Source organism: Niastella sp. OAS944, assembly GCA_024809215.1.
In the GTDB taxonomy this organism is placed as follows: domain Bacteria; phylum Bacteroidota; class Bacteroidia; order Chitinophagales; family Chitinophagaceae; genus Niastella.
The window spans coordinates 464,564-485,288 of record JANUBW010000007.1 but is presented as its reverse complement, the minus strand read 5'-3'; the positions used below and the strand labels follow the sequence as shown (position 1 = coordinate 485,288).

The window sequence follows — 20,725 nt, the reverse complement described above, 5'->3', positions numbered from 1 at the left end:
ACAACTTTTAATTGCAGCAGCTAAAGGTGGTTTGAAAGCTACTCCTGTAAGTCGCTTCCGATGGGCCGACCATCATCATTTACATAGCATCAAATAATAAAATTCAAAGAACTAATTCGACAATTTATTATCTGTTCGTGACACTCACCAGCCTGGGTTTTGCAACAGCTTCTTATTCCTGAGAATTTCATCCTGGTCAATTGGCCAAAAATAATCGCGCAGCTTAAAGGCCTGTGTCCATTGTACTATGGGTTTATAATAAGCCGCGGGGTCCTGTTGCTCGGTGCTCCAGCCTCTGACCGGCGCGTTCAATACGATATGGGCCTCGCGCCATCTTCTTAGATCCCAAAATCGCTGTCCTTCAAATGCCAGTTCAATCAATCGTTCCTGGTGAATGATGTCGCGCAGGCCGCTTTTCGTAGTATGTTTTGTGCTTTGGTTCGAAAAGTTTTCCCAGGAATAGGCAACACCTGCCAAACCGGCCCTTGTTCTTACCAGATCTATCCACTTGTATGCTTCCGTACCCGGCCCATTCACTTCATTTAATGCTTCGGCATATAACAAATACAGATCGGCCAGTCGTATTTCGGGCCAGGGATAAGGAGTTTGATTACTTCCCGTAACGTTGCCATCAGCAGCTCCCACCGTACCCATGCTTACCAGTTTCTTGATCCAGTAACCGGTAACCGAAAAATTACTTACACCCTGCCGGGCAGCATATTCGGCCCTTCTTGCTTTTACAAACAGCATGTTGTTGATGGAATAGTTGTTTATCCAGTTACCGAACCAGATGCCTCTATCGAAAGCCAGATCGGCATAAAAACGCGGTTCCCTGTCGAAATGCAGCTTTACCGTTTGCTCGTTCTTTTTTATGTAAAATGTATCGGCATTGGTAGCCGTTTTTAATTGAAAACGGCCTGCATAATCCCATGTTTTGTCTTCAGTGATGGGAACGCCATTACTGGTATAAAATAACTCGGCCATTTTTATGGGCGGCGCCAGTATTCCTTTTGGTCCGCTACCACTTACTGCACCACTGGCCAAAATGGGCATCGTCCAGCGTTGAATATCGGTAGCCCTGCTGGTTGTGTTGGCCCAGATCACTTCGGTATTAAACTCTTTTTCAGTGACGGCCATACGAATACCCAGTTGTATTTTAATGGTGTCGTTAATGATCCAGCTTGGATTTAATGCAGGGTTATATACCTGAAGTGAATAAAAATTACTGTGGCAAAACTCAATGGCCTCTTTGCAGGCCGCAGCGGCCACTTCCCATTTCTTTGGATCGGCAATTGGATTTATCAGTGGAGCGTCGCCATCTTTTCCCTGTGTTTTAAGCGAAGCAAAATCACTATTACCGTTGAATAAGGGGCTGGCGGCTGTTACCAGTACTTTTGCTTTTAATGCCAGTACGATCGATTTGGTTATTCTCCCCAGCTCAGTAGCTTCTGTACCTACGATCTTTGCAGGAAGCGCCTCATTGGCAGCGGCTTCATCAAGCAACTGTACAATATAGCTAAAGCAACTATCCACCGGGTCTCTTGGCACCTGCACTTCTTCGGGCGAACTTCCAACAGCAAGATTATCTTTTATGATAGGAACAGGCCCATACATACGCACCAGGTAAAAGTGATAGTAGGCTTTCAGAAATGTTACTTCTGCCTTCCAGCGTTCTCTTTCAATAATCTCCATATCCCTTACCTTATCTATATTGGCCAAAAAGATATTGCAATCGCGCAAGGCAGTAAACAATTTCAAACCCTGGTTCTTACCCGTCCAGAAACTTCCTAATGGATTACCAACATTCTGCATACCACGGGCAATGTTCCAGTAGTCGGGGTCAACATCGCGAATGGGGTCCATATACCATACTTCGTCGCCGGCATTAAAGGCGGGATTGTCGTCCATATCGCCGTTGCGGGGCATATAGGAATAACAGGTGAATAAAAATTTTTCAGCCGTACTGCGTTGGGTAAATGCGTTGTCGATGGTACCTACCTGATCGGGAACCACATCGAGATACTTTTTACAGGAACCCGCCACCAGCAGTAGTATTATAAATAGTAAGTTGATCTTTTTCATTGTGCTTTTTTAAATAGTTACAGCGATACCTGAATACCCATGTTCACTACCCTTTGAATAGGATAGTTTAATCCATTACCGGCCAACTCAACATCCCATAATTTAAAATCACTGAAGTTGAACAGGTTGGAACCGTTGGCATACACCCGAACATTTTCGATATGGATTTTGGTGGTGAGTTTTTTAGGCACGGTATAACCCAGCTCTACCTGCTTAAGCCGAAGGAATGCACCGCTTCGCATAAACCAGGTACTGGTTTGACTGTTATTCCCGTTCAACACAGGGCTGAGGCGGGGCCATAAAGCATATAAATTCCTTTTTTCCTCTGACCAGTGATCGTCGGCATAAGCCTGTAATAACTGATTCTGCAGAATATAACCTGGTAACTCATCACTCTTATACCTGTATGAAACAAACGGCGCTGTGGCCTTTACATCCATCCAGAATGAGCGCCGGGCTGTGCCCTGGAAGAAAGTAGAGATGTCGAGCCCTTTGTATTTGGCAGAAACGCCAAAGCCATATGTGATCTCGGGTGTGGTAGGAAAACCAATGGGCACCATATCGAGTTTATCAACAACACCATCCTGATTTACATCGCGGTATTTTATATCGCCGCCTTTATAATCGCCAAAGGTTTGGGTAGGTGAGTTCTTTACTTCTTCATCATCGACAAACAAACGCTCGGCTATATAACCCCATGTTTGTGGTATGGGATGACCAATACGGTTTAGGTAATACAGGTCCTCGCCATATTGTAACGATTCATTTTTGTCGAGCCGGCTACGGGCATAAGTAAAGTTGCCCCGGGCCTGTATCAAAAGGTTTTTACCAAAATTCTGCAGGTATTCAACAGAGATATCAACCCCATGTCCTGATGCTTCGCCTACATTGGCCTTAGGTGGATTATCATCGAGGTTTACCTGTAAGCCCAACGTATATGGGATATACGTACGACCCATTAAAATGTTAGAACGCTTCTCGGTATAATACTCAGCAATGATATCCCATTTACCAAACAGGCTTAACTCCATAGCATAATTGGCCTTGCGCGAGGTTTCCCAGGTTATATCCCTGTTCTCGTAACGATTAATGGCAATGGTGTTGCGGGTATACCGGCCATCGGTACCAAACGCAGTAGTGCTGCCAGCATTCAGGTTCACATCGCTCAGGTAATAGAAGCGGTCATCAGCGCTCCCAATTTCATCGTTACCAACCAACCCATATGTAGCCCTTAGCTTTAACTTATTGATGGCAGATTTATATTGTTCAAAGAATTTCTCGTTAGAAACATACCAGGCCATACCCACCGATGGGAAGAAACCAAAACGTTCCGATTTATAAAACCGCTCTGATCCATTATATCCGAAATTGAATTCAGCATAATAGCGGCTATCGAATGAGTAGGTAGCGCGGCCCGAAACACCCATGTTACGATAAGGCAATGACTTTTGTAATGTTTTGGTATCTCCTTCCTGTTTACTACGGGCCGTTACAACCAGCAAACCGCTTAAACCATGTTTATCGAAAGTTCGGTTGTAATTGGTGGCACCCTCGAAATAAAAGTTAGAGGTAACTGTTTTTTCAGCACCAACAGGAGCGCCCAAATAATCCGTTCCACCCTGTGGTACAACGCCGGCGCCTACCTGGTCGGGATTAATAACCTGTAACTGGTAGGTGTTTGTGTATTTATCGTACCCATTGGCGGTATAATAAAAAGGATTGTAACTGCGCGATACGTCAAAATAAGAAGAGCGATTGATATTGGTGAATGCACGCGCTGCCAGACCCGGGGTAACAAAAGAAAGGTCCTGCCGTACTTCAAACTGCGCCGACATCAGCGACTTGTTATAATCTTTATAACCTGAAACCATGTCGGCATAAGGATTCAGGTAATTCCCTTTATCAAAATTGCCGAACATAATATGGTTCACAAACTGATGTGCTGAATCAGCAGGATAATAAGCAGGAAACAGTACCGGGCTGGTTCGCATTACTTTTCTGTACAAACCTGTACCGCCATCTACAGGTCCGTTATAATCATCGAACGTTCCGTACAGGCGAACCATTACATCGGTGGTGCGGGTAACTTTAAGACCTACGTTCGAGCGCAGGTTGTACGTTTTGAGGTTTATATTGTTATTGAAATTATTTCGCTTGTCAACTTTTAGAATACCGTTATCCTGCATAAAGGAACCGGCCAGAAAATAATTTACTATTTGTCCGCCCCCGCTTACACTGAAATTGCCGCGGCGATTGCTTGCCCGGTCTTTGAACAACATGTTCATCCAGTCAACAGCAGGGAACATATCGGGGTTTACACCGAGCTGCGTATAGTCTATTTTACTTTGTGAATAAGGAAGGGGCGCCAGGGGGTTACGTGTCAATACCGACTCCTGGTGCAGTTTTAAATAAGTAATGGGATCGGCCAGCTTTACGGTTTTGGTTGGCTGTGAAATTGAATTCTCGAACCTGAGATATACTTTGGCCTTGCCCTGCTTACCTTCTTTGGTTGTTACCAATATAACGCCATTAGCGCCACGGGCGCCATATAAGGCACTGGCGGTAGCATCTTTCATAATGGAAAAACTGGCAATATCATCGGGTTGAATACGTGCCAGATCGGTAGCTGTATATTCAACGCCATCGATAAGAATAAGCGGGGATGTTTTATATCCAAAAGTGGTAACTCCGCGAATAAAGAATTGCGCATTGTCCTGCCCCGGCTCACCTGTTGTTTGATAAGCAATAACACCTGCCAGGCGGCCGGCCAATGCCGTGGTAAGATTACTGGAAGGCACCTTTAATTCTTCGGGACTGATAGTAGTAACGGACCCAATGATATCGCGTTTCTTTTGTTTACCATATGCCACCACCACTACATCGTTCAATGAGTTGGAGGCACGTTTCATAGATATATTAATTACCTCTTTGCCTTTTACCGGTATTTCCTGGTTATCGAAACCAACCATGGTAAATACCAATACAATATCATCGGGTACCGATAAGATATACTTACCATTAAGATCGGTTGTTGTTCCAATGGTAGTTTGGGTTTTTACAAATACCGACACCCCGGGCATTGGACTTCCTGCAGAATCGGTAACGGTTCCCCTTACCTCTTTATTAATATAGGTAATGGCGTCTTCATTAAGTGGAATAACAGGAACTTGTTTTGAGAGATCGGCATGAGAAATGGGCGCTTGTGCATGAGCGCCATACATAGTGGATAGCAAACAGCATAGCGCTGCTATCCACCTCGTTCGGGCGGGGCAAGTTAGTTTCATGATCGTTAGTTTTGGCAGCAGCCTTTAGTTATTACAATTTACCACTAACCAACGCCTAGCTGTAGCCGGTGCTTGGCATGTTATTAATCTATTTTAACATTGGTCCTTCTGCGTTTTTATGCCTGTTTATTGAAAGAATCGAAGTCTTAATGAGTTAAGGAAAGGTTGACAGGTTAACAAGGGGTGGGTGATAAGTTGATGGAGGTGATAGAGTTGATAAAGGAATACAGTTAATACTTTAACACGTAAACGAAATTTGCTTGGGTGAAAAGCCCCTCCCCCTTCCGGGGGAGGGGTTGGGGAGGGGGCCGGGGCCGATGCCTTTCATTATCACATTAGCATAACTTGTCCCGCTTTGCGGGATTATCGCATTAGCACATTAGCATAAAGGGCCATCCCGGTAAAACCAGGACAGCCCTCATACCCCTCCGGGCTACTAATCATTTATGAACAAGGGAGGAGTTTTTGTTGCATCGAATGGATAAGGCATGAACACAATAGGACAACCGGTTACAGTTGCAATAAGGTTTGCCGGTTAAGGTTTTACTTTTCTACCCCTTTTGTCGCTACCGAAATGTTGCGTATGCGCAAGCGCGAATATCGTCTTGTAATCTACATCGAGCAGATCACTGATCTTGTACAACTCAGCTAACGTAAACTGATCAACGTTGGCAATTAAACGCGTCATCCGGTTATTGTTGGTACCCAGGTCATGAGCCATGATAGTTTTTGGAACATGGGTAAAGATTTCCTTAAATTCGGTTATATGTCTCCCTTCGATCAATATTTTAACTGCTTTATATCGTGGATCTCTTTCCATGTATCAAAGAAAAAAACAAATTCATATTGAAAAAGCATAAAGGATGTTTTGTACTTTCTTTGTTATAACACGTTCTTTTTTTGGTTATCGCTATAACTTTTTTCATTACGATCGGTACAGTGATCATCCATAGGAACATTGTTACTAAAGCCGCTCAGCATCTGCGTTTTACCAGTATCGCCCTCCCCTCCTGGCGTTTAAGAACAATTAGCGGATCACTAAAATCAAAAAGTTTTCCACTAAAAACATTAGCACAAAGCTACTAAATATCTTAGTATTTTTGTACTGCAACCAAACAAATAATTATGGGTTTTCCTTCTCCGGCCAAAGATTACCAGGAGGATGTGATTGAATTGTCGCAATACCTGGTGCAGCACCCTACCGCAACTTTTTATTTCCGTGTTTCGGGCGACAGCATGATAAATGCCTGTATGCCGCACGATTCGCTACTGGTGGTTGACCGGTCAATAAAACCTGTCAGCGGCATGATAGTGCTGGCAGTGGTAAACGGCGAGTTTACTGTGCGCCGCATCGTGCAAACCCGCAAAAGCCTGGTGTTACACCCCGAAAACCCACTCTATAAGCCATTGGTAGTCACAGAAGAAATGAACATGCAGGTTTGGGGCGTAGTGACCGCCGTGGTAGTAAAATATAAATATGAAAAAAAATGATCGCGTTGGTTGATTGTAATAACTTTTATGCCTCGTGCGAACGGCTTTTTCAGCCCGCGTTGCAACATAGTCCCATTGTGGTTTTGAGCAACAACGATGGTTGTGTAATTGCACGCAGCGATGAGGCCAAGTCGCTTGGTATTGAAATGGGGGCACCCTCTTTCTTAATAGAATCCGTATTGAAACAACACAACGTATCAGTTTTTTCTTCCAATTATACGCTGTATGGCGATTTGAGCGACCGGGTAATGACCACCCTTTCGCAATTTGCCGATCAGCTGGAAGTATACTCCATCGACGAAGCGTTTTTAGACCTCACTTCTTTCAGGCATCATCAATTAACCGATTATGCCCATACCATCAGGAACACCATTATGCAAAACATTGGCATTCCTGTTTCCATTGGTATTGCACCTTCAAAAACACTGGCTAAAATAGCCAACAGGCTGGTAAAGAAAAAGAATAAACAACTGGGTGTGTATTGCATAGACACGGCGGAGAAAATGCAGTTCGCCCTGCAACACACCCCGGTGAACGACATATGGGGTATCGGCAGCCAGTATACGAAACTGCTCACACGCAATGGGTTTGTTACCGCCTGGGATGTATCGCGCGCCCCGGAGGAGTGGATACGAAAAAACCTTTCGGTAGTGGGCCAGCGCATGTACAATGAGTTAAGAGGTATTTCCTGTATTGCGTTTGAAGATATGCCGGCCAAAAAGAAAATGGTTTGTGTAGCCCGGGGGTTTGGCAAAGTACTTAGTGAGAAACATGAAGTAATGGAAGCCCTGGCCAATTTTACCGCCATGGTTGCGGCTAAGCTGCGCAGTGAGCAACTGGCTGCCAGCACCATTCAAATATTTTTGCAAACCAATGCGCACCGCAGCAAGGACCCGCAATATTTTCGTTCGTTAACCATTCAACTGCCCGAAGCCACCAACAGTACCAATGAGCTTATACGCCATGCCAGGCAGGGTTTTGAGACCATTTACCGGCCGGGATATAATTATAGCAAAACGGGCTGCACCGCCATGGAACTGGTACCGGCCGAAAAGGTACAGCACAACCTGTTTGAAACAGAGAACAGGGCACGGAATTCGCAGCTAATGCAAGTGGTAGATAAAGTGAACCGGTCGTTTGGGAAAGATGCATTGCGGTTTGCTTTACAGGGATTTGGCGCCCGGTGGAAACTGCGCCAGTTAAAATTATCGCCCTGTTATACCACCCGTATTGAGGAAGTGCTAACCATAAAAATTTGAGTATGCACAATCCGTTTGTTTTACTGACCACCAAATTGCTTGAATCGCTGATAAAAACAGGCAACCACTTTTTTGTACGGCAAACGTATAAACGGGGAAAGAACCAATTGGACCCACTCAATAAAGCAGCTTTTTTATTTACCCATTATACCGATTACAGCCGCGCAAAAACACATTACGATACGCTCGACGATGATCCCAACCGGTTTTTATACAACATCAATGAGGAAGAACATTATCAAAAACTGTTCATAGCTGCCAGTCAGCCAGATGGATTTAAAATTTACAGCCCGTTGATGAAACAAGGCTGGAAGCCCACACCACCTATAGCAGCAAGGATCCGCATTTACATTAATCAAAAATTAAATTGGCACCTCGCCAGGGCTGATTCGGTAAAAGCCGACCTTTTTGTTCAGTTTGGCGAACTTTTCATTACCTTAAAGTGTGGTATTCATGAATTGAAATTACCACTTGCCGACATAGAAAATTTTTGATGCATGTGTTACGATATTTCTTTTTCGTCGAACATACAATTAATAACAGATTATCTGCCCGACCTGGTGATCGATTCCCAGTTATCGATCGACTTTGATCTTACCATTCACGTAATGGCGCAGGCGTACAGAAAATACCCGGTGATCATCTTTGAAGACGACACCTATAAATTAAAACCGTTCGAATGGGGTGTAATAGCCGATTATATGAACACCCCTGAAAAAGTAAAAAAGGGCCGGCAATACATGTGCAATGCCCAAAGCGAAAAGATCATTAATGATAAAAAATCTTTCTGGCGAAGAATACGCACAAAAAGATGCCTGATACCGGTAACCGGTATTTTTGAGCATCGGGAAATAAAAGGCTGGAAAAATAAAGTGCCCTATTTTGTGCATTTGAAAGACCGGCCTATGTTCTGCATTCCTGGTTTATATTATTACTCCCCTTTCCCTGACGTTGAGACCGGCGAAATAAAAGGCACCTTCACACTTATTACCCGTTCCGCCAATAATGTAATGAAACAAATACACAATGGCGGCCCCAATGTTTTCCGCATGCCCATGTTCTTGCCAAAAGAACAGGAATTACATTGGCTACAACCCACATTAACCGATGAAGGCATACAGAAGATCCTTGATTTTGAAATGCCTTCGGAGGAGTTAGATTACTGGCCGGTATTTACCATTCGTTCAACAAAACCCCGCCCCGACGACTTAGATAAAACAGCACCGTTCAACTGGCCAAATCTGCCACCATTGGGCACTGATGAAAGTACGGAGCAAAAAACCCTGTTCTCATAGTAAAACCACCATATGGCCTGTTTGGTACAATAATATATATGATTGACCGTTTTTTAGTTCTCACTACCGGGGATTTGTAGCAAGGAATATGTGGTAACGCCATCAACCGTAAACTGAGTACCAGATCATAACATATGCAAATTAACACCACGCCTGTCAGGTGAACAGTGCGGAACACATCGGCTCATAAAGAAAAGGTACAACTCGATTGCACACGCCGTAATTCCGCTCCCATCTTAAGGCTTACCACATCTGTGCTAACGTGGTTTATTACGATAGAAAAAATACGTAACACACAGATAGTTTTACACTGTTGATATCTTTATTATTCTATTTGTGGAATAATGAAAGTTTTTATATTTTTTCGAGGTATATAGTTATTAAACTAATCCTGTTAATCCCATGAAACTCAACCAAATCGTATTTAGCAGCCTGATTGCATTCGCAAGCAGTTCTGTAGCGCACTCGCAAACCATTACGACTGTTGCCGGAGTTATTGGCTCACCCGGATATGTAGGTGACGCCGGCCCGGCTAACAATGCCAGATTTAACCAACCTAGAGCCGTGGCTACCGATAACGACGGTAACCTGTACATTGCGGATATGCGTAACCACGTTATCCGTAAAGTATCAAACGGTGTGGTTAACACTGTTGCTGGTAATGGTACTGCGGGAACCGCCGGTGCCGGAGGGCCCGCCACCGCAGCCCAGTTAGCTCAGCCAACTGGTATGACCATCGACAATGATGGCAACATTTACATTGCTGACTACAACGCATCAGTAATCAAAAAAGTAACTACTGCAGGTATCATGACGATCTTCGCCGGTAACGGAACCGAAGGTTTTAGTGGTGATGGCGGTCCTGCCTCACAGGCAAAACTGTATCGTCCTACTGCGGTAGCTTCTGACAAAGATGGCAACCTGTACATTTCCGATGCTTCTAACAAAGTGATCAGAAAAGTAACCAAAGCAGGTGTTATTTCTACAATTGCAGGTGTACCTGGCAGAGCCGGTTACGCTGGCGACGGTGGCCCTGCCACCAAAGCCCTCCTTACCCAACCTGCAGGTATAGCTGTAGACTACTCTGGTAACGTTTACATTGCCGATCCTTCAAACTCAGTGATCCGTAAAGTAAATGCAAGCGGTATCATTACCACTTTTGCCGGAACCGGTGTTGCTGGTTACAGTGGCGACAATGGCCCGGCCATTAAAGCCCAGTTCCAGATCGGTTCGCCACAAGGTTTGGCGGTTGACCCTGCCGGTAACGTGTACGCATCTGATTATCAAAACCACGCTATCAGAAAGATCAATACAAAAGGCATCATCACTACCATCGCTGGTAATGGTGCGCCTGATTATGCCGGCGACGGCGGTCCTGCCATCCTGGCTAAGATCTGGTACCCTATAGGTATCGCTACCGATATCGCTGGTAACGTGTTCATCACAGATAGCTATAACAACACCATTCGTGAGATCGTATCCAGCTGTACTGCACCTACTCCTTCATTCGATGTACAACCCATCAGCAAAAGCGCTTGTAAAGGTGGCAATGTTACCTTTACTGTAACCGCCAATAACGCTGATAACTACCAATGGCAACAGTTTCAACCAGCAACCGGAGAATGGCTTGAACTGACAGATGGAGCGAGCTTTTCGGGTGTAACTACCAATACCCTCACAGTAAATGGTATTACCGATAAAATGAATAATAACCAGTTCAGGGTTATGGCCAACAACGCTTGTAAAACACTGTTCAGTAGCAAAGCTACATTAACAGTTACCGGCGGAGCAGCGTCTCCTTCACTGGCTATTGCTCCCGCTTTAAATGGTATGTGTATTGGCGCCCCTGCTGCTTTCTCAGTGAAAGTATCAAACGGTGGTACAGCTCCTGCATACAAATGGCTTGTGAACGGTACCGATGCCGGCAGCACTGCTCCTACTTTCTCAAGCGCTTCTATACAGAATGGCGATAAAGTAAGCTGCGTACTCACAAGTTCTGCAGGTTGCGCAGGCGGACAAATCACTTCTAACGTAATTGAAGTGAAAATGGGAACCGCTCCTGAAGTAAAAGCAAACACAGAAATAAAGATCTTCGAAGGTTTCAGTGCTAAATTAACCGCCATCAGCGAAAACCCGCTCACCTACAGCTGGACCCCAGCCGCTGGTGTAACTGGCGCTAATACAGCCGGCCCAATTGTAAAACCTGCAAAAACCACTACTTATAAAGTAACCGGTACAAATGCAAGTGGTTGCGCCGGAACCGCCGAGGTTCTTGTAACCGTTGTGAAGAGAATAACAATGCCAAAAACGCTTTCAGTAGCTAAAGGCGAGGTATTCAAGATCGCCGAAGTTGACCCTGCATTCACACTGGGAACCTTCTCGGTTACGAATGCTGCCGGTAAAGTGGTATTCACAACTACTGATATCGCTAAAGGATGGAATGGTACTGTAGGCGGTGCAAAAGCTACTGCCGGTATGTACACTTATTCTATCACCGGAACCCTGCAAACAGGAAAGGTAAACTTAAAAGGTTCAGTTCAACTGATCCCATAATATACCTGCGAAATACATAAATAAAAAAGGTGGACCGGTTGATCCACCTTTTTTATTTTATACCACCCTTTGTATCTATCTGAAAATCAACCTGCCTTCACCGCCCACTTATTCCAGATCAAGAATCTTTGAAAAAATGGCCGGTTACTTGCATATTTAAAAAAACATGCTAATCTTTGTATTAGAAATTTAAATCAAGTATTCGTACCCAATCTCCTACTGCATAAGGCCCGTTTCTACAAAACAATCCATTCCAACGAATTTCTTTTAGCGTAAATTATTATTTACGGCCTTGATGTTCCTATAGAACTTTTCCAATTTCCACTGAATCAGCCTATTTATTTCCAATACCTGTGGTCGTAGTTACCTTTTGTATCACCCTTACAAACCACAAGTATGAAACATTTGTACCCGTCATTAACCAAAACGGCACTGCTTTCAACTAAAAGAATTGCATTACTCATTGTAATGTCGTTATACAGCTTTGTTAGCCAGGCGCAATCGCTCAATTTCAATGCGCCCACTATAGTATCAGGAACAGACCTACAGCCAGGATGTGTTTATCGGTTCTCAAAAATAACAGGCACAGGTTTAATAGACGCTCTGGTTAAAATAGACAGTTTGACTGGCGTATCACTATCAGGCATTGACGCTACGCCTTCAGGCGCTTCTACCACCGCCTTTCAACCTCAATTAAGTTCTTTGGGTGGTATTGGTTATCACTACGCCGTGTTTACCATCACATTTGTAAATACCGGCTCAACCACGCCCACACCAGTGTTTAATTTCAGCAGTGTGTTCATGGGTATCGATGGCAGCAACCAAATGAGTGAGTTCAACGCCATCACGGTCGACAATCCTAATTGGGAGTACGTTAGCAGCGCCCCGCAGGTAGCAGTAACGCAGGATGGCAATAAGGTATGGGGCTCAGCAACCAGTTCAAAAACCACCGGCGGCCAGGGCATAGATGAAAATGATTCTACCCAAATGTTCAGGGTAAGCACGCCATCAACCAGCAGTGTAACCATGCGGGTTGGATATTATCAAAGCCAGCACGGCTGGAATGGCAACGACCTGTTTAGCCTGAATATGCAGGGCGGTGACCTTGCGCTGAGCTTACTTCCGGTAAAACTGTTAAACTTCACTACCCAGCTTACAAGTGAAAGAGTATGGCTTACATGGAGCAGCAACCAGGAACAAAACATAAACTACTACAGTATTGAAAAAAGTTACGACAACCAGAATTTTGAGCAGATAGCCCTGTTGTTCCCGGCCGAAGATCTTTCAAGTGTTAATAGTTATACATATAAGGACCCGGTTAAAAACACAAACGCTGTTGTGATCTATTATCGCCTTAAAATGGTTGATAAAGAAGGGAAATACAGATATTCACCAATAAAGTTTGTGCGCCCGGGAAACGCAAACGACACAGTAAAGATAAACGCTTATCCTAACCCGGTATTGAATGAGTTACACATCTCTGTTCCGCAGGGTTGGCAAAACAAAACAGTGAACGGCCAACTGATGAACAGTAACGGAAGCATAATAAAAACATTTAACATACAACAAAGCGCAATAATTGGAATGGCTGATGTACCCCCCGGCACCTACTATATTAAGGTGGCCAATGAAAAAGAGATCAGCACCCAGGCAATTGTAAAAAGAAATTCAAGATAGTTTTTAAGGGTACGATCAATAACGCCGTTCTGTTTCTACAGAATGGCTTTTTTATCCCTATTCGTGCCACATTCATTAATTTGTACCAAAAAAGATCATGACCCAACACCTCTTCGACCGCTCCATTTATATAGCCCGCCGGCAACAACTGAGATCAAAACTTAACAATGGTATTGTGTTGTTGCTGGGTAATGAAGACAGCAGTATGAACTACAAAGACAACTGCTACCCATTTAGACAGGACAGTACCTTTTTGTATTATATCGGTCTCGATCAGCCCAGCCTGGCCGTGATCTTTGACCTCGATGAAAACAGGGAAATACTGTTTGGTGAGAATGTCAGCATCGATGATATCATTTGGACAGGCCCACAACCGCTGGTACAGGAACTGGCAGAATCGGTTGGTATAGCAGAAAGTGACAACAGCGCCAAACTCGCCAGCCTGTTGGCAGCAGCCCGCAAGGCACAGCGCCCCATACATATACTTCCGCCCTACCGGCCCGAGAACAAAATAAAACTGGCCAACCTGTTAGATACTTCCATAGCACAATTACAACAGTTTGTATCAGAAAAACTTATTCGTTCGGTTATAGCGCAACGGGAAATAAAAGAAGAGCGGGAAATAGCCGAAATGGATAATGCCGTAACCATCAGCGCTGAAATGCACCTGGCAGCCATACAGAACGCGCGGCCCGGTATGAAGGAGTATGAACTGGCAGCACAGGTAGAAGCTATTGCGCTGGCTAATAACGGGCGACTCAGCTACCCTGTTATTCTAACCATAAACGGACAAACCCTGCACAATCACTATCACGGCAATACCATTCAGGAAGGGCAAATGGTATTGGTTGATGCAGGTGCAGAAAACAGCATGCATTACGCCGGTGATCTTACCCGCACCTTTCCGGTAGGCAAAAAATTCACCAGCCGCCAGGCCGATTTATATAATGTTGTGCTGAATGCACTTGAGCATGCTGTTTCCCTACTTCGACCTGGTATACAATATAAAGAAGTGCATACCCAGGCCTGTATTAAACTGGCGGAAGGCCTGATAGGTGTTGGTTTAATGAAAGGCAATGCTACAGATGCCGTAGCAGCCGGCGCCCACACCATGTTCTTTCAGTGCGGACTTGGGCATATGATAGGATTGGATGTGCATGACATGGAAGACCTGGGTGAACCATTGGTGGGTTATGATGACCATTTGAAAAAAAGCACTGAGTTCGGCTGGAAATCGCTTCGCCTTGGCAAGACGCTATTGGCGGGTTTTGCGCTTACTGTTGAACCTGGTATATATATAATTCCTGAACTAATCGATCGCTGGAAAACAGAACAAAAACATACATCGTTTATTAATTACGAATTGCTGAACGATTATCGTAACTTCGGAGGCATACGTATTGAAGACAATTATGTGATCACTTCGAATGGCAGCAAGAAATTAGGAAGATCATTGCCAAAAACACTTTCTGATATAGAAGCATTGCGAAACAGTTAGGAATCCATTATTCAATTACTGCTTACCCACTACCATTAACCCAAAAAAGTTAAATCATTTTTCAATGGCACACATTGAACAAACCAAGGTGTGCCCCGGTGAGATAGGCCTGAATTAAACAAATGTTGAACCTTACCAACACGCCCGGTAATTCAATTTGACATTTTTTAATATAATTTGTGAGCGTAGCGTTCCCCGATACCAAAACTTTTGCGATAACCATGTTATTATGGGTTTGCATGCCATATGCATTTTCGCAACCCGTTGATCTTAATCATAAGAGCACAACGGCCCAAATACCACAAGCCCGTATTCAGCAACGCACTCAAGCAACTGAGATCTGCGGCAATCTTATTGACGATGACAATAACGGCCTTACAGACGAAAAAGACTTTTCCTGTTATCTTAATTCCAGCCAGGCATCATGCAAACCAAGTTCCATTATCTGGGCATGTGAAGCATTTGGCAGCCTGTTTTGGGGCGATCTTAATACCGGCATTTGGAAACATGTTGGCATAATGCCCGTAAGCGTGGTTGACATTACCTGGGCATCGAATGGCAAGCTGTATGGTTGCGGCGGATTTCCCAATGGCATTTATGAAATAGACCCGGGTAATGCAGGCATGGAGTTTGTAAAAGGGCTCGACAATTATACAGTATCCAACGCAATGACTGCTGATGCCGCAGGCAACCTGTACGTAGTTGCTTATGATGCTACAATGGGGGTGCAGATCGTTAAGGTAAACCTCGCTACCTGGGAAATCTGCGTTATTGCCAACCTGACAACCGCTAACCTCGGCTCTGCAGGCGACCTCACCTTTATGGACGGTATGCTGTACCTCTCCTGTACAAATAATTCAATTGCAAAGATCGATGTACGTACAGGCGCCATCACCACAAAAAAGTTTATTAACTCAACCACTATCGGTTATTTTGGATTGACCAATTTAGGTGATGGCTTTTTGTACGTTGCCGACCGGGGTAATATTTACCAGGTTGACCCGGTTACAATGACCGTTAATAGTACTCCCTCCATTGTAATAGGCAGTGCCAATATATTTATTTACGGTGTTGCCAGCTATGCAGAACTTTGCCAGGCGCCAACCTGTACAGTAAAAACAAACATTCAGCCTGTAGACAATTCGCCCATTTGTGCCAACCTGGGCACACAATTAAAAGCAGCGCTTTCTTCCTGTAACAATAAAGTAACTTCAGTATGGTGGACAACCCCCGACGGCAATAACGTCAATGGCGACCAGGTGAAAGCAATACAGGAAGGCAAATACTATCTCAACTACCAAACAATAAACGGCGCCTGTAACCGTATGGATTCTTTCAATGTACAATTTGCGGTGAACGCTCCATTAAAAGTTGAGACCAATTTCAAACCACCCAGGGGTTGTTCCTGTACAGGCTCCGTGACAGTAATAGCCGGCTGCGGTAGTGGCAATTTTAAATATGAATGGAGCAATGGGGCTACAACCCCTACCCTTTCAAATGTATGTGCAGGTAATTATTCGGTAAAAGTCACAGACCTTACCTCGCACAAAGACACCACTTTATATTTCAATATGCCGGCAGCATCGAACTTTATTCAAACTGCCATTATATCTACAGTGGGCGATCACTGCAGCCAACACGATGGTAGTATAACTATTGATAAGGTACAAGGCGGTACGCCGCCATACAAATATGCATTGAACAGCGAGCCCACAGGCAACGATGCCTCTTTTAAAAACCTTCGAGCAAGTAACTACACCATCACTATTTATGACGATGCCGGCTGTAGCTTACAAAAACAGGTGGCCGTTCAACCGGTAGCAGGGCCAGAGAAATTATGGCTCACAAAAAAAGATGCGTATTGTGGTTTACCTGCCGGCATGCTTATCATTGATTCTGTAAGAAAAGGAACCGCCACACTTTCCTTTTCCATTAACAACTCCCCTTTCAGTAAGCAAACGAACTACACGAACATTCCACCCGGCGCAAACACTTTGATCGTAAAAGATAATTTTGGCTGTACATTAAAAGAATCTTTTTTTATTGAACAATCGCCTGCGTTAAAACTTGCTATTAATCCAAAGGACACCCTGGTGTGCGCCACACAAAAGGTGACCTTTAATGCAACGGTGCTAAGCAACAATACCGGCATACAATACATATGGAACAACCTGCAGCCAACAACAAAGAGCACGTTCAATACTACTATTAACAGCGATACCAGAACAACCATACAAGCTATAGACATAAACGGCTGTATGGCATTTGATACAGCCATTGCCAAAACCGAATATTGCGACACCCTGTTTACCCGGTGTGTTATGTTTCCCAGCGCCTTCTCGCCTAACCACGACGGGTTGAATGAGCTATTTGGCCCGCACATTGGACAATGTGAAATAAAGAATTACAAAATGGTCATTTATAATCGATGGGGGCAAATGATCTTTCAAACCAACAATATTCACCAGCGATGGAATGGTGAAACAAACGGTTATATACAAGTAACCGGAACCTATGTATTCAACTGCGTATGGGAAGATGGGCTTGGCCTTGCCCACCAGGTTAAAGGAACAGTGGCGCTAATTAAATAATGCTCAGCTACTCAATGAAGCGTTATCTTTATTCTTAAATAAAGACTATGAGCGCCAAACGCATTTCATTACCTGTTTCAGCCACCATAGGTAAAGTAACTGCCGAATATAATGTTCCGGCCAACGCCACCTGCCTGTTAACGCTGGCCCATGGCGCCGGTGCTGGTATGGACCATTCTTTTATGGTTACGCTGTCTGAATCGTTGGCAGCTGTGGGCATTGGCACCATGCGATTCAACTTTCCATTTGCCGAGAATAAAAAAGGCCGTCCCGATACACCGGCTGTAGCACACCAGACTATTGAAGCGGCCATCAATATGGCACGCTCTAAATTCCCCGAACTGCCTTTGTTTGCAGCCGGTAAATCGTTTGGAGGCCGTATGAGCTCACAATATTTAGCAACCCACCCCGATGCAGAAGTACAGGGCATCATCTTTTATGGATTTCCTTTGCATGCAGCAGGCAAACCTTCCATTGACCGGGCCGATCATTTAAAAGAAGTAAAAGTGCCCAAGCTTTTCTTGCAGGGCACCAAAGACACGCTGGCACAATGGGACCTTATTGAACAGGTTTGTGGCGGGCTAAAGAAAGCTAAACTGGTAAAACTCGAAGGCGCCGATCATAGCTTTAAAGCAGGAAAAAAAGTAGATACCATGAGCATGCTGGTAAAAGCCACCAGTGAGTGGGTTGAAAAAATAATTAAATGAGGGATCTATTTTTTTAAGGGTAAACCAAAGTAGAAGTAAAGCGTGCGTTTAACTGTTTTGTGTATGTCATTCAATTCACTAGTGGGCCCAAGCGCTTGTACGCTTACAGTACTTACACCAAACTTTGTTCCTACAGGTGGAATACCGTCAAGAAAAGAGATATCACCTTTAGGCAATTCAGGCGTAGGTTTTGCTCCACTTACTCCATAGAAATTAAACAACCGCACAAACAGGTCTTCATCATGCAATAGTAAACCTGCCTTCCAGTGTGTTTAATTCTATCCAAACAATATCTGCAAAATACCCTTTAAGCTCAGGATACATCCAGGGCGCACTACCGATCTCTTTGTTTTGCCAGTTGGCAGGAACGTTGACTTGCGTTTTATACAAGCCCTTCTCATCGGCATAAACAAAGTTTTTACCGTAGGTAACATTATCGCGGCCACAATTATAATTGCCAAAGCTGTGCTGTTCCCAATGCGAGGGAACGGGAATGGACGTCCAGGTACCGCCATTACGGCCACCGGTGCAATAGAAATCCCAGTTCTTTGTGTGGGTGGCGTCTAGTGCAAGTCTTTTTCATATGGCATGTCAATAATAGCAAATTATTGTAGCAATGCCGGGGAATTGTCCTGCCCCGTCCTGAGGACGGCTAATCAATTGCGAATGCTACTGCCGCTTTTGCATGAATAAGGGTGGTATCAAATGTTGTAACGGGAAAGCTTATATCCTTCAGCAAAATGGGAATTTCAGTACAAGCATACACGATGCCTTCAGCGCCTTGAGATATAAGACTGTTGATGATCTCAAGATGGGAAGCCTTTGCTACGTCGGTAAAAATGCCTTTAACCATTTCGTTAAGGATTGAGTTATGGATAAAGGTTCGTTCCGTTTCATTTGGAACAATGCAAGCAATCCCATGATCGGCAAGCGTATCTTTATAAAACGAATTTTCCATTGTGAATCTGGTGCCAAGAAGCCCCACTTTTTTAAGGCCGGTTTCCTTTATGGCTTTAGATGTAGCCTCAGCGATATGGATCAAAGGAAGCTGACTGGCTAACTTAATATTATCAGCAATGAGGTGAGGTGTGTTAGCAGCAAGTACAATACAGTCGGCGCCAGCCTCCCTCAGCTTAATGGCAACATTTGTATAAATGCGACTAATGCTATCCCAGTCATTTATATCGAGAAGGGGTTTAATTTCACCAAAATTGAGTGAATAAAGGATCAGCTTTGCAGCATGAACACCGCCTAATCTTTCATTGATCAATTCGTTGATGAGCTTGTAGTAGTCTACAGTTGACACCCAACCGGTGCCGCCTATGAGCCCAATTGTTTTCATGAGGGTAAATTTAAGCATGAATCAGGTAATCCTGTAGTTACCCTATTCTGGAAAACAAAAAAGGCCCGCATTGCTGCAGACCTTTGAAAGAAGTGGAGAATACCGGAGTCGAACCGGTGACCTCTTGCATGCCATGCAAGCGCTCTAGCCAACTGAGCTAATTCCCCGTAAATCAACCTGATAAAACAACTGGTTATTTTATCGGGTTGCAAATATATGTTTCTCTTTCGTTTCTACCAAATAAATGCTTAAAAGTCTAAATATTAGTCATTTCCTACTTCCTCGACGTCCGCATCGCCTTCACCTTCTTTACCTTTGCATCTGACAGGAATTTCTGGTATTTGTCAGTTCAACTCCGTACAACGCCACTTTACCCTCGGTATCACAATGCACACCAAATCCATAACTCTTTGTTAATGGCGAAGCTCTTAAACAGGCCTGCCCTTTTGAAAAGAATTCTTCCCTGGCCTTCTTTAGCTCTGCTTTTGTGAGATCGTTCCTGCTGGCAAACACCTGAAACAACACGTCATCTGAAGTGAATTTATAGGGATTGTTTGCAATCAACTCATACTGCATTTCTGCAACAGTCTTTTTATCGCCTTTTGTTGGCGGTCTTGTACCATGATCTGCTTTCGTATCTTCCGCCACTTCAATAAATGTGTTAGTGTAATTGGTGGTATGTATTTTTTTATCAGGCATGTAGGTGTGTTTAACTTTCATATAAAGTCACATTATTTATCCAGCCCAAGTTGTTTTCTGAAGTCAAGATTTAAACTAAACTGTTCCTCTACAGGCACTGCCTTTCGCTTATTTTTATTTATATCCTTACCCTCCTTCGTCCAAAGAAATGGTACAAAGTTAAAAACCATGTTACCATCTAACGCTTTTACGCGTTCGGTTAATTTAATTCTTCCACCGGGCGCATTTTGTTTTGAGCTGTTGTTTT

Annotated in this window: 16 protein-coding genes and 1 tRNA gene; 9 read left to right on the top strand and 8 right to left on the bottom strand. The window is 44.1% G+C overall.

Translation table 11 applies throughout. The features are described from left to right. Positions 1-144 precede the first annotated feature (144 nt). From GGD38_RS26400 to GGD38_RS26390, 3 genes are all read right to left on the bottom strand, one after another. Positions 145-2,082 carry a RagB/SusD family nutrient uptake outer membrane protein gene (locus GGD38_RS26400; RefSeq protein WP_375296600.1) on the bottom strand — a complete coding sequence of 646 codons (1,938 nt, stop codon included), beginning with the start codon at positions 2,080-2,082 and terminating at the stop codon, positions 145-147. A gap of 17 nt (positions 2,083-2,099) precedes the next feature. After that, a complete protein-coding gene (locus tag GGD38_RS26395) occupies positions 2,100-5,366 on the bottom strand; it encodes a SusC/RagA family TonB-linked outer membrane protein (protein WP_375296601.1) in 3,267 nt (1,088 codons plus the stop codon). Between the two features lie 535 nt (positions 5,367-5,901). Next, entirely contained in the window at positions 5,902-6,087 is a 186-nt protein-coding gene (locus tag GGD38_RS26390) for a hypothetical protein (RefSeq protein ID WP_375296602.1), read from the bottom strand. Between the two features lie 404 nt (positions 6,088-6,491). Between GGD38_RS26390 and GGD38_RS26385 the strand changes: the two genes are divergently transcribed. The 9 genes from GGD38_RS26385 to GGD38_RS26345 all read left to right on the top strand — a co-directional run bounded on the left by GGD38_RS26385 (position 6,492) and on the right by GGD38_RS26345 (position 18,437). Further along, positions 6,492-6,857: a LexA family protein gene (locus GGD38_RS26385; RefSeq protein ID WP_375296603.1), complete on the top strand. Its 366-nt coding sequence runs from the start codon at positions 6,492-6,494 to the stop codon at positions 6,855-6,857. Beyond that, positions 6,854-8,116, top strand: coding sequence for a Y-family DNA polymerase (locus tag GGD38_RS26380; RefSeq protein ID WP_375296604.1), 1,263 nt, complete (start codon positions 6,854-6,856; stop codon positions 8,114-8,116). Before GGD38_RS26385 ends, GGD38_RS26380 begins: the two co-directional genes overlap by 4 nt. A 2-nt stretch (positions 8,117-8,118) precedes the next feature. Beyond that, the gene (locus GGD38_RS26375; protein ID WP_375296605.1) at positions 8,119-8,610 is read left to right on the top strand and encodes a hypothetical protein; all 492 of its coding nucleotides are present in this window, start codon (positions 8,119-8,121) and stop codon (positions 8,608-8,610) included. Between the two features lie 3 nt (positions 8,611-8,613). Continuing rightward, on the top strand, positions 8,614-9,411 hold the full coding sequence (locus tag GGD38_RS26370) for an SOS response-associated peptidase (protein ID WP_375296606.1): 798 nt from the start codon (positions 8,614-8,616) through the stop codon (positions 9,409-9,411). Positions 9,412-9,813: 402 nt separating this feature from the next. After that, positions 9,814-11,964, top strand: a complete 2,151-nt coding sequence (locus GGD38_RS26365; RefSeq protein WP_375296607.1) for a hypothetical protein — start codon at positions 9,814-9,816, stop codon at positions 11,962-11,964. 396 nt (positions 11,965-12,360) lie between these two features. Then, positions 12,361-13,641 (top strand): T9SS type A sorting domain-containing protein, encoded by a 1,281-nt coding sequence (locus GGD38_RS26360; protein WP_375296608.1) that lies wholly within the window; start codon positions 12,361-12,363, stop codon positions 13,639-13,641. Positions 13,642-13,738: 97 nt separating this feature from the next. Next, positions 13,739-15,139: an aminopeptidase P family protein gene (locus GGD38_RS26355; protein WP_375296609.1), complete on the top strand. Its 1,401-nt coding sequence runs from the start codon at positions 13,739-13,741 to the stop codon at positions 15,137-15,139. 179 nt (positions 15,140-15,318) lie between these two features. Beyond that, positions 15,319-17,730, top strand: a complete 2,412-nt coding sequence (locus GGD38_RS26350) for a gliding motility-associated C-terminal domain-containing protein (RefSeq protein WP_375296610.1) — start codon at positions 15,319-15,321, stop codon at positions 17,728-17,730. Between the two features lie 47 nt (positions 17,731-17,777). Next, complete coding sequence (locus GGD38_RS26345) at positions 17,778-18,437, top strand: alpha/beta family hydrolase (RefSeq protein ID WP_375296611.1); 660 nt, start codon at positions 17,778-17,780, stop codon at positions 18,435-18,437. 240 nt (positions 18,438-18,677) lie between these two features. Here GGD38_RS26345 and GGD38_RS26340 read toward each other — a convergent pair whose 3' ends face one another. From GGD38_RS26340 to GGD38_RS26320, 5 genes are all read right to left on the bottom strand, one after another. Beyond that, positions 18,678-18,827, bottom strand: coding sequence for a hypothetical protein (locus tag GGD38_RS26340; protein WP_375296612.1), 150 nt, complete (start codon positions 18,825-18,827; stop codon positions 18,678-18,680). Positions 18,828-19,089: 262 nt separating this feature from the next. Then, positions 19,090-19,779: an aspartate/glutamate racemase family protein gene (locus tag GGD38_RS26335; RefSeq protein ID WP_375296613.1), complete on the bottom strand. Its 690-nt coding sequence runs from the start codon at positions 19,777-19,779 to the stop codon at positions 19,090-19,092. Between the two features lie 93 nt (positions 19,780-19,872). After that, positions 19,873-19,946 (bottom strand) — tRNA-Ala (locus tag GGD38_RS26330). Between the two features lie 142 nt (positions 19,947-20,088). Then, positions 20,089-20,478, bottom strand: a complete 390-nt coding sequence (locus GGD38_RS26325; RefSeq protein ID WP_375296614.1) for a DUF6157 family protein — start codon at positions 20,476-20,478, stop codon at positions 20,089-20,091. Between the two features lie 32 nt (positions 20,479-20,510). Continuing rightward, a complete protein-coding gene (locus tag GGD38_RS26320) occupies positions 20,511-20,687 on the bottom strand; it encodes a DUF2625 family protein (protein WP_375303906.1) in 177 nt (58 codons plus the stop codon). Positions 20,688-20,725: the final 38 nt, after the last annotated feature.